This is a genomic window from Xenorhabdus eapokensis (assembly GCF_001908105.1).
The window spans coordinates 1-10291 of record NZ_MKGQ01000054.1 but is presented as its reverse complement, the minus strand read 5'-3'; the positions used below and the strand labels follow the sequence as shown (position 1 = coordinate 10291).

Genomic DNA, 10291 nt, shown 5'->3' with positions numbered 1-10291 from the left:
GGGGAGGAGCAAAAGCGATCAGGAGGCAAAAAAGATGTTCAGTTGATGAGCTATTTACGGAGCATATTGAATATGTCAAATTATGATGATTCTGCTATACATTTTTGGTGGGTTACAAACACCCGCCACGGGAATTCTGCGTTCAGTACGATGAAAGTGATCTGGCTTTTATGCAGCGTTTGCTGGCTGATGAGGGCATTTTCTATTATTTCACGTTCGATCAGGAACAGCATGAGCAACGCATCGTTTTTCATGATTCCTGCCTGTCGCTTAATAACGTGATCACTGTTCCTTATCGCCCTGAAGCTGATGTTACTGGCTCAACAACAAGCATTCAGCAGGTTAGCTGGTCAGAACAGGTTGGTGTTGCCACCGTGACAACCAAAGACCGGACATTCAAGAATCCACGTATGAACCGGGAGTTCTGGTATGAAGGGCATAATCTAGCCAACCAGCGCACGCTGAAAAACTACCACTATTACGATTTTCCCAGCCGTTATAAAGATGAAAATTTGGGGCAACAAGTCAGCCAGTATCGTCTGGAATACCTGCGCCGGGATACGCAGCTAGGAAACGGCAATGGTGACTGTTTTGCTATGTGGCCGGGGCAACTGGTTAATTTTGAAGATCATCCCAATGAAACCTTGAATGACCAATGGCAATTAATTCAGATAACCCACTCAGGCCAACAACCTCAAGCTGATGAAACCCAGCACAGCGGCAGTGGCACGTGGCTTTCCAACCAGTTTACTTTCACCAGCCGCAAAAACTCCTATCGCCCTTCTCCCTATCCGAAACCCAAAATGGAAGGGCCGCATATTGCTACTGTCGTCGGGCCGGAAGGCGAAGAAATTTTTTGCGATGAATATGGACGCGTCCGTATCCAATTTGACTGGGATCGGTACGGTAAACTTGATGACAGCAGTTCTTGTTGGGTGCGTGTCAGTCAGGCATGGGCAGGGCCACTGATGGGCATGATCGCTATTCCCCGCATTGGTCACGAAGTTTTGGTGGATTTTATCCACGGTGACCCTGACCAGCCGATTATTGTTGGTCGGGCATATCACGCCAATAATCTTCCGCCGAATCGACTGCCGATGGCAAAAACACAAATGTCAATCCGCTCGAAGACGCATAAGGGGCAAGGATTTAACGAACTGCGTTTTGAGGATGAAAAAGATCGTGAAGAGGTCTTTATCCATGCTCAGAAAAACCTCGCCATTCAGGTGCTCAATTCACGCGACGAACGCATCAACTATAACCGCACAACCAGCATCGGGCATGACGATGAATTGGTTATCGCCAATAACCGTAAAGTCACGGTTGAAGGCCAACAGGAGCATAAAACTGCCGGCAGCTATCTGGAACAGATTGACGGCGACCGTGCGTTACAAATCAAAGGCGATTTGTCTGAAAAAATTCAGGGTATTGTCAGTATTGATGCGCAGGGAGATTTGACATTACAAAGTGGCAGTAAGCTGACTTTGCGTGTCGGTGGGAGTTTTGTGGTGCTTCATGCTGGCGGCATCGATATTAAGGGTGCCGCCATTAATCTGAACTCCGGCGGTAGCCCCGGTGATTTATTGGCGCCTACCAACCCTGCTATTTTGCTCGCGGCAGCCAGTGAAGGTTCAATGTTCGTCGCGCACTGTCCTCTGAAAGATAAGGAGAATCAGCAATGAGTCAGGAAAAACTCTACGCCATTATTGATGGGGCAGCAGAACCGGATTTGTTTTTAGCCTTAGAGCGTTACGATCCGCCTTCTGCCTGCCTTTATGGTGAACCGCTCCAGCCGGAACTGGTTAAAATCGCGCCCTATCTGGTACAGGTTACTGAAGAAGTTAAAATCTGGCTGGAATGCCGCAGAACGCCGTGGGGCATTTTCGTCCACAGCGAAGCCGATATGAAAACCGTGCGGCAACATTTACGCAAATACCTGCAAGTATTGCTACCTAAACAGGAAAAACCCGTTTTTTTTCGTTTTTACGATCCGCGTAATATCTGGGATTTTCTCGGCGTATTAAGTGACTGGGAGTTGCATTGCTTTTTGGGGCCAATCACTCGTGTTACAACACTTTATCTTGAAGAAGAACGCACGGATAACTTTGTTAAGGTGAGAGAACCTTTTCCCGTTGGTGCAACCAGCAAACGAAAAATGCTTATTATCAACGAAGTTCAGTTGGAAAAAATACAGGCCATTTTCACTGAGCGTTATATCGAGAAATTAGCCGGGTTTATCCCTGACTGGCTGGAAAAAGCGCCTTTTGACTTTATTCCTCACATCGATATGGTGGAATGTGCCCAGCAATTTTTTGACTGGTTCAGTGAAAACGGCATTACAGATGATCGTAATGTCCGTGGATTACTCCAGCTCTTTATCCTCCGGCATTACCTCACACTTGATGATCTGCCTAAAGCAATCTATTCCCAATTAACTGAGTACGGTCAACCGGGGCATATGCGTGCCGAACGTTTGTTAATTCAAGAATGGGGTCAAGTACCGCTTTAATCAAAAACAGAGAAATTACTATGGGTAACGCAGTTAAAATTGGCGATATCGGCACAGAACACGGCAATTGTTCCGCAACGCCTGTTATTACCGGAGCCAGTACCGTCAAAATTGATGGTGCTTATCTTGCGCGACAAGGTGATGCATTAGCACCTCACAATTCTCATCCACGAGCCATTTCCGGTGGTTCAGGTTCTGTATTTATTGAGGGAAAGCCTGCCGCCAGAACAGGTGATGCAGTGGATTGTGGTGGCGTTGTGATTGGCGGCGGCAGCGTCAATATTGGTTAAGGAGAAATAAAATGACATCAACAAAAGCAGGGTCAGCAGTCTGTGATTGTGATAACCCGGATGATTGTACTCATAAGATTGATGTAACACTGGGAAATAAAACGTTTAGTTATGAACAACTGTTTCCTTTTCCTGCTACATTGTATTATGTGGTTCCTAAACCGGAAGATAAAGCGGATAAACCTAAAATTCCTATAAAGTTAAGTGCCGTTAGTAAGGGCTGTATTTCGCACAATCCAAACTGCCCCATTGGGAATTTATCGGGTGAAAATGGAATGCCTGTAGCACAATTCTCACCTAATAAACCGTATGCAGGAGAGTTGGTCTATTCAAAGAAAATTAGTGATTTTTCCCTTATGGAAAATAGTCCGATCGTTATTTTACAGCGTTTTTTGAGCAGAGACTTTGGCTCACATATTGAAGAAGAACGTTTTTATGTCAGAGCAGATGAATGCTCAGGAAAACCATTGATAGATAAAAAATACAAACTGGCGGATAAAATTTTGACCGCCACAATAGGTAATAAGGCTATTCTTGGTTCAGACATTCACCTTGTCCTGAATGAAAAACAGGAATTTAATGTTGCTATTGGTGCATTAGAGGAAATTGAAAAACTTACCGATGAGCAGAGAAGGCAACAACAAAAAGAGACCAACAGAAATAATGGAATGCGACATAAAGGTTCACAAGGATGGCGCAGAAATACAAAACCTTATGAAGTTCGTAATTCACTAACTATCGAGGGAAAAATCACGGCCGAAAAAGGCACTGAAACACGTAGCTGGTCAAAGGAACTTGAGTTTGAGTTCAAAAAAGGAAAAAAGAAATTAGGGCCAATTGATACTGCCATCGATAGTATTGGTAAATTCAATGATCTTCTTGCGTTCGGGCATGATCAAGATAAGTTCCGGGTCATTAATTTAGATCTTATTTATCCTTTAATTAATATTAGTGGCAGTTATGAGCTTGCGCACAGTGATAAATATGAAATTTTCTATAAATATAATGCTGATATTACGGCTACACCCTTAGTAGGTTTAGAATTACGCGCCGATGTTATTCAGATATTTGCTGCATATTTTAAAGTCAATAAATTGGTGGCTAAAATACGTGAAAAAGGAGAAGAACTCGAACAAGAAGTTAAGCAAGGTAAAAATGGAGCATTCTATGGTGCACAATTAGATTTAATCCTCAGTGGTGACTTAAGCGTTATGTTTGGCTGGGAGTCTGATGACAAAGGAGAGTGGTCTTTTAAAAAGGATGCCGTATTAGAAACAGGATTTGGAATTAGAGCTGAAACAAATGTTCGCGGTGGTGTCCGTTATTATGCTATCAATGGCTATTTTGATGCTTCAGCACAAATTGCAGCCAAAGTATTAGTAGCGCTAGAATCTACAGAAAAAAGTATGGAACTTGTGCTTTATCATGATGGAATAACAGCATCAGCGAGTGTTAAATATGGTGTAAATGTGGGTAAAGATAAAACATCACCTGACGATGATATATCAAACGAAGAAGCATCAAATAGTCAAACAAGTGCAGAAGGAAAAAAAGAACGTGATTGGGTATTTCAAGAGCCACTTAGCAAAGAAAAATCAAAGTACCGAATTTCTTTGGGCTAGTATTTTATTATTTACACTCATAATTTTTGCCACTTCGGCATCAGGAAAAACAAAAATGGAATATAAATACTTATTATCAGTGAATACACATAGAAGCCTATGCGTCATTCGACTTAATGAATTGATAGCAATGGAAAATGTCGATTCTCGCAGCGGAACAGAATCCAGTGGTCAGAACATCACTGCTTTTTTAGAAAATGGTAATAATACACTCTCTGTATCAATGGGAAAAAAAGCTATTGATAAAGATTTTGAAAAGCTTAATCCTGATTCATGGTGTGAAGCAATTATCAGGAAAGCATCTTCACATGATCAAGGCCAGATTATTAGTTATATTAAATTATCCGTAGACAAGAATGGTGATATTGTTACTCATACTTCACAAAATCAGATTTCTAATAATTCTTCAGGTTTTGATTTCTTAGGTATGTCAAAAAATTATGGAGAAAAAAAATTATATCAAGCCAAAAAAGACTTTTCTATTAACGGATTGCCCGATTGGATGTGGGTAAAAGCTCGTCCTGTATCAGGGAATGATTTACCAGAAATAAAAGCATTTTATCAGGAATTAATTAATGCTTTTTCACGTAACGATTTAAATAAAATATGGAATATAACAGAATCGGCTTGGGAAGAATGGGCTATTGCAGATAATAGTAATGCTAAAACATTTTTTGATTCTATGGGATTTAAAGAAAAATTTGATAGTGGGGATTATGCAACCAGAACAATACCCGACTGGAATAAATTTAGGCTAGTTAGTTATAAAGAGGGCCGTCTATTCCGTTTAGAAGAAGGTGCTTTAGGTCGTTCACCTGTATTACTTGATAATAAAGTTACAGGTGATACTGCAACTTATAGCCCTTACTTATCTATTATTAATGGTAAAGTTGTCATATCAAGATAGTTAATTTATTTGGCTAATTAGTTATTAATAGTACTGATTAGCCTAATACCCATCAAGAAAAATTGTTGCTACACATAATCTTTATTATTGCTATAGCCATAAAGATTAGCTAATCTAAACTTGTTCAAAGCGCTTTTTAGCGACAATAAAAAACTCCCGTAGCCTGAAAGGGAGAGCAGATATTGCGGTACGTCTGCCCACCTTTGGAAGCAGATATTGCCAAGACACCTAAACCCTCGTCTGGCAATGAAGGTTTCTTAAACTAAAAATACGCCCAAAAGGTGTTTTTATATTGTCATCGAAGTGTATTGAACGTGGGTTCATACACTGACTTTTCAAAGCAAAATAAATAAATTTTACTTTATATTCAATGAATTACTAGATGGCTTTAGTCCATCCGGTTCATACATCTCACGATCACTGTCTGAAATATTCAGCGAACCATTTTTCTACGCCAAAACAATTAACTCACTGCTACCGTTTGGTACTAACTTTGCGGCATTTTAATGCTTGTACAACATCTTCTGACCGTACACAGAACCCAAGGCGTCACTTTTTGCGGATTTACCGCTGAAAGTGACGCCGCAGCCAAAGGACTATTCAACCCAGACAGGCTCACACCTGCTTCACCCCACAGTGAATCTGACACTGCATTTTTAGATTGAAAAGGAGAACTTGACGATATCGAGGCTGGCTTTTTTGCCGGTGGGGATGACCTGCTTATGCAGGCGGCAGTACCGTGTACTCAACCGATACCCCGCAATACCTCAACCTGCGTTCACTCTGGCGCACAGATATCGATCAAGGGCAAGGCAGTTATTTTCTGTTTTGCCAGAATGGTCGCGCGCCAGAGATCGCATGTTGTCAAACATCCGCAAGGGGAAGCCAATGAGTCGATTGATTAAAGAATTAAAGTTTTTTGCCCGTAAGAGTGGTGGCAGCCATAAGACCTACCATGATCGTATTCGGGTTGCGGGACGTTTGGGCGCGTTGTTACTGAGCCTGAATATTCAGGTCAAAAGCCTCAATAATTTGAAAGCCAAACATGTAGAGCATTACGTTGATGCCCGTTTATCTCAGGGGATTGCTAAGCGCACAGTGCAAAATGAAATGGCTGCGCTGCGTAATATCTTCCGCATGGCAGGCCGGGAAAAGCTGGAAACTTCGCCACGTCTGAGCAATCAGGCATTGGGATTAAGCGGAACCAGTCGCGCCGGAACGAAACAGGCTATCCCTGATGCGACATTTCAGGTCGTTTACCAGAAAGCGCTTGAACGGGATGCCGGATTTGCCGTCACACTGAAACTCGCCCGATTGCTGGGACTACGTTCTCAGGAAGCGGTGCAATGCAGTGCTTCACTGAAAAGCTGGCGTAAGCAATTAGAGCAACCTGAGCCGAAACTTCAGGTTGTTTTCGGCACAAAAGGTGGCCGACCAAGACAAACTCGTGTATTGGATGTTGCAGCGGTAAAAGAGGCTGTAGAACAGGCCATTATTATTGCTGAACAACGTAACGGCAGATTGATTGATAAACCAGACCTCAAACAAGCCATGAACTACTGGCGAGCACACACCACAAGGATTGGTTTAACCGGCTGTCACTCTCCTCATAGTTTGCGCTATGCGTGGGTGCGGGATGCTCTGGCGTTTTACCAACAGAATGGTTTTAGCCGTCAGGAAGCAAGAGCATTGGTATCAATGGATTTAGGGCATGGTGATGGGCGCGGGCGTTATGTTGAGCGAGTTTATGGCCGTTAAACTTAGTTGTTCAGTTATTGTCTTAGGTAAAACAATCAGTTAAAGTATTCCCGCCATTAGCCAAATCTAATGGTCAAGGTTTAGCAGCCTTGAGCTAAGAACACTGGTAGGATCTTTTCTACCAGTGCGCCTGTTATCACCCTTTCAATGGTGGTTCGGGCGGGGGAGACTCACGTCTCGCCGGAATCTTAGCCCGGTCTGCTAACCCTGCCTTGAATCACCACCATCAATATTAATTAATGGAAAGGGGTAACAGGAATGAATAGCAACAATATTCAAAATGATTGGCACCAAGCTGATATTATCGCTGCATTACGTAAACGTGGTACAACCTTAGCGGCTCTCTCTCGTGACGCGGGACTTAGTTCATCAACATTGGCAAATGCACTCAGCAGACAATGGCCTAAAGGCGAATGGATAATCGCTGACTATCTCGAAATACATCCTTCAGAGATCTGGCCGAGCCGCTATTTTGATCAGCGTGGTCAGCTTGTTGAGCGCAAGGTTCGCAGTAAACCACAGGAATAACCCACTATAATTTGTGATCGATGTCGTAAAAATGAATATTTTTTATCTCAAGCCCTGAGCGTAAAATGGCAGCAAAATCTGACCATTTTTAACCCTCAAGGCTTTTTTGCTTTAAGGTGATTAAAAATCACACAATTAATGATGTAAATAAGAAAAATCAGTCACATATGAAAAAAATAAACAAAAAAATCTTGGGGCATTAAAAGGGGCATAAAAGGGCGTCAAGATAATATATCTTTTATATTCAATTGATTATATTGATTTCCGATTTCTGATACTGCACGCAGAATTCGCGCTCCGGATGCGGGTAGCGCAGGTTGAACACCACGTCGCGGATACTGTGCTCCTTGAGGATTTTGGTGATGATGCCGGCGATGTTGAGCTGCTGAAAGATGCGCGAGTTCTGCCGCAAGGTAGTGCGCCACAGATCCGGCCGGATACTCATCCGGTAGGTAGTTTGGTGCAAACCGGTGTTGCCCTGTTCAAAGCGGGTGACGATGCCGGTGACGCTACGCTGTTCGATACCGTTCTGCAAAATAGTCAACGTTGCCGTGCGGTCAAGCACTAGCGGGAAGCCAATGGCAGGATCGGCGCTCGCCAGCCCCACTTCCAGCGCAAAGGGGCGCGAGAAGTGTTCGGTCAGACTAAAGTCGGTGACGACAAAGGTTTGTGCTGGCAGAGCACCCGCCGTCAGGGTAAACAGTAAGCCGCTGGGATCGGCTGCGCCACCCAATCCTAATTGCTGGCCGATTTGCTGCAACATTTTGCTTGCTGTCGTGCCACCCGCGGCGGCTTGAGCAACCAGCCCAGCTTTTTGCCCCTGTCCACCGGCAAATCCACCGCCCATACCGCTAATCATGCTACCGGCACCGAGGCCACCGGCGGCCTTGCCTGAACGCCCGGCAAAGCCGCCCCCCATACCACTGATCATGCTACCGGCACCAGCAGCAGCGTTTCCCCCCGCTCCCGTCAACAGGCCTTTGGCCTGTTTTGCCCTTTGCATAGTTTGCTGCCCTTGTTCTAACAGCGCTTTTCCTTTCTTCAAGTTAGTGAGGTGCTTTTTCACTGACATAGTCTGTCTCCCTGAGATGATGGAACGTTATGAAATAGGCCCTCCCGCCTGATAACAATGCGGGCCATAACATTCGGGCACAAGATTTCAATCTTACTCACATTGTCCCTGACAAATTGGTTAATTAAGGGCGCAAAATGCTGTCTTGCGATAATTTGAAGAGACGTTGTTGTCCGAATACATCGGCTAATTCGTGATGAATAAAAGGAGAAAAATAATAAATAATGGACAAGTAAAAACCAAATTAAATCCAATGAAATTAAAAGTTGTTCTCAACAATAACAGGATGAAAAGTTAAAATAATTGCATCATTGGCGCAATACGCTGTGTTTTTATATATAGTTAACTGATTGTTTTGTGTTATTTGGTCGCAGGTGAAATGAAATTCAACTAATACACTGATTTAATTATAAAAAATAAATTCCCGTGGTCTTTAAAATTATGATCATTTTAATTTTATGATCATGATCACAAAAATCTCTTTTTTGAATGGATGGTAACATGTATCGATTCAGTCATTAAACGATTTTCCATCAGCTTTGACAGCGGATTACGGAAAAGCCAATTTATTAACTAAACTTAAGCTAAATTATTTTACTTATGATTTAATTATTTTTTCAAAATGCAATCAAATTCACATAATCATAAATATTGGGGTTTATTCCTATTGTTATTTTTAGCAAAATTCACCGTCTTTTGACGCTCTTAAAATATTATAGTTGCATGTATTAAAAGGAAAAAAAATTATGAAAATTAACACTCTTGTTGCAGTAGCAGTTTCTGCTGTAATTCTGACAGGTTGTAAGAATATTGATCAGGGAATGCTGGCTCACTCTGGCATGCAATTATTTCAGGCGGCAACGCTAAATGATTCTGATGTCAAACAAATCACTGACCAGGCATGTAAGGATATGGATGCACAGAATAAAATTGCACCGGCATCCAGCCAATACACTAAACGTCTGAACAAAATCGCCAAAGCATTGGGTAGCGAAGTTAATGGTACGCCGGTTAACTATAAAGTTTATCTGACTAATGATGTGAATGCATGGGCAATGGCTAACGGCTGTGTACGTGTATACAGCGGCCTGATGAACATGATGAACGACAATGAAGTCGCAGGTGTTCTCGGCCATGAAATGGGTCACGTTGCACTGGGCCATACCCGTAAAGCAATGCAGGTTGCTTATGCTACCGTTGCTGCACGTACCGCGGCCGCATCAGCCGGTGGTGTGGCAGCACAACTGAGCGATTCCCAGCTTGCAGCTCTGGGTGAAAAACTGATCAACTCGCAGTTCTCACAGCATCAGGAAAGTCAGGCTGATGACTTCTCTTATGATCTGCTGAAAAAACGTAATATTAAAACTGAAGGTTTAGCAACCAGCTTCGAGAAACTGGCTAAACTGGGCAGTGATGAAACCAGCATGTTTGATTCACACCCGCCTTCACAAGAGCGTGCTCAACACGTTCGTGATCGTATCGCAGCAGACAAGAAATAATAAGTTCACGCGATGCTCAACTTTAACATCCTATAACATTGGCTTGTTGAAGCCAGTCGCGTTGACTTTTACCTTGTTGAAAATTGGCAAAAATACCCAACGTGTG

General features: G+C 42.9%; 11 protein-coding genes. 10 read left to right on the top strand and 1 reads right to left on the bottom strand.

Features of this window, described 5'->3' with window-relative positions; all coding sequences use genetic code 11:
- Nucleotides 1-107 precede the first annotated feature (107 nt).
- The 9 genes from tssI to Xedl_RS18230 all read left to right on the top strand — a co-directional run bounded on the left by tssI (nt 108) and on the right by Xedl_RS18230 (nt 7614).
- Nucleotides 108-1682 carry a type VI secretion system tip protein TssI/VgrG gene (tssI, locus tag Xedl_RS18260; protein ID WP_244149747.1) on the top strand — a complete coding sequence of 525 codons (1575 nt, stop codon included), beginning with the start codon at nt 108-110 and terminating at the stop codon, nt 1680-1682.
- A complete protein-coding gene (locus Xedl_RS18255) occupies nt 1679-2509 on the top strand; it encodes a DUF4123 domain-containing protein (protein WP_074025171.1) in 831 nt (276 codons plus the stop codon). Before tssI ends, Xedl_RS18255 begins: the two co-directional genes overlap by 4 nt.
- 20 nt (nt 2510-2529) lie before the next feature.
- Complete coding sequence (locus tag Xedl_RS18250) at nt 2530-2799, top strand: type VI secretion system PAAR protein (protein ID WP_074025170.1); 270 nt, start codon at nt 2530-2532, stop codon at nt 2797-2799.
- A gap of 11 nt (nt 2800-2810) precedes the next feature.
- Nucleotides 2811-4421: a hypothetical protein gene (locus Xedl_RS33800; protein WP_244149746.1), complete on the top strand. Its 1611-nt coding sequence runs from the start codon at nt 2811-2813 to the stop codon at nt 4419-4421.
- Between the two features lie 55 nt (nt 4422-4476).
- Nucleotides 4477-5328: a hypothetical protein gene (locus Xedl_RS18240; protein ID WP_143187477.1), complete on the top strand. Its 852-nt coding sequence runs from the start codon at nt 4477-4479 to the stop codon at nt 5326-5328.
- A 506-nt stretch (nt 5329-5834) separates the two neighbouring features.
- Nucleotides 5835-5993: a hypothetical protein gene (locus Xedl_RS27985; protein ID WP_158024408.1), complete on the top strand. Its 159-nt coding sequence runs from the start codon at nt 5835-5837 to the stop codon at nt 5991-5993.
- A gap of 57 nt (nt 5994-6050) precedes the next feature.
- Complete coding sequence (locus Xedl_RS25950; protein ID WP_143187476.1) at nt 6051-6233, top strand: hypothetical protein; 183 nt, start codon at nt 6051-6053, stop codon at nt 6231-6233.
- Nucleotides 6217-7086, top strand: a complete 870-nt coding sequence (locus tag Xedl_RS18235; protein WP_074025168.1) for an integrase domain-containing protein — start codon at nt 6217-6219, stop codon at nt 7084-7086. Before Xedl_RS25950 ends, Xedl_RS18235 begins: the two co-directional genes overlap by 17 nt.
- Before the next feature lie 258 nt (nt 7087-7344).
- Nucleotides 7345-7614 carry a helix-turn-helix domain-containing protein gene (locus Xedl_RS18230; RefSeq protein ID WP_074025167.1) on the top strand — a complete coding sequence of 90 codons (270 nt, stop codon included), beginning with the start codon at nt 7345-7347 and terminating at the stop codon, nt 7612-7614.
- A gap of 244 nt (nt 7615-7858) precedes the next feature.
- On the opposite strand, the gene vgrG is transcribed toward Xedl_RS18230, so the two are convergent.
- Complete coding sequence (gene vgrG, locus Xedl_RS18225) at nt 7859-8686, bottom strand: type VI secretion system tip protein VgrG (RefSeq protein WP_074025166.1); 828 nt, start codon at nt 8684-8686, stop codon at nt 7859-7861.
- Between the two features lie 746 nt (nt 8687-9432).
- On the opposite strand from vgrG, the gene loiP reads away from it, so the two are divergent.
- Nucleotides 9433-10185: a metalloprotease LoiP gene (gene loiP, locus Xedl_RS18220; protein WP_074025165.1), complete on the top strand. Its 753-nt coding sequence runs from the start codon at nt 9433-9435 to the stop codon at nt 10183-10185.
- The last annotated feature ends 106 nt before the right edge of the window (nt 10186-10291 follow it).

Bases quoted from the DNA above. Each gene is read 5' to 3' on its own strand.
- vgrG (WP_074025166.1), bottom strand. From the start codon at position 8,686: ATGTCAGTGAAAAAGCACCTCACTAACTTGAAGAAAGGAAAAGCGCTG.
- Xedl_RS18235 (WP_074025168.1), top strand. From the start codon at position 6,217: ATGAGTCGATTGATTAAAGAATTAAAGTTTTTTGCCCGTAAGAGTGGT.
- Xedl_RS25950 (WP_143187476.1), top strand. From the start codon at position 6,051: ATGCAGGCGGCAGTACCGTGTACTCAACCGATACCCCGCAATACCTCA.
- Xedl_RS33800 (WP_244149746.1), top strand. From the start codon at position 2,811: ATGACATCAACAAAAGCAGGGTCAGCAGTCTGTGATTGTGATAACCCG.
- Xedl_RS18255 (WP_074025171.1), top strand. From the start codon at position 1,679: ATGAGTCAGGAAAAACTCTACGCCATTATTGATGGGGCAGCAGAACCG.
- loiP (WP_074025165.1), top strand. From the start codon at position 9,433: ATGAAAATTAACACTCTTGTTGCAGTAGCAGTTTCTGCTGTAATTCTG.
- Xedl_RS18230 (WP_074025167.1), top strand. From the start codon at position 7,345: ATGAATAGCAACAATATTCAAAATGATTGGCACCAAGCTGATATTATC.
- Xedl_RS27985 (WP_158024408.1), top strand. From the start codon at position 5,835: ATGCTTGTACAACATCTTCTGACCGTACACAGAACCCAAGGCGTCACT.
- Xedl_RS18250 (WP_074025170.1), top strand. From the start codon at position 2,530: ATGGGTAACGCAGTTAAAATTGGCGATATCGGCACAGAACACGGCAAT.
- Xedl_RS18240 (WP_143187477.1), top strand. From the start codon at position 4,477: ATGGAATATAAATACTTATTATCAGTGAATACACATAGAAGCCTATGC.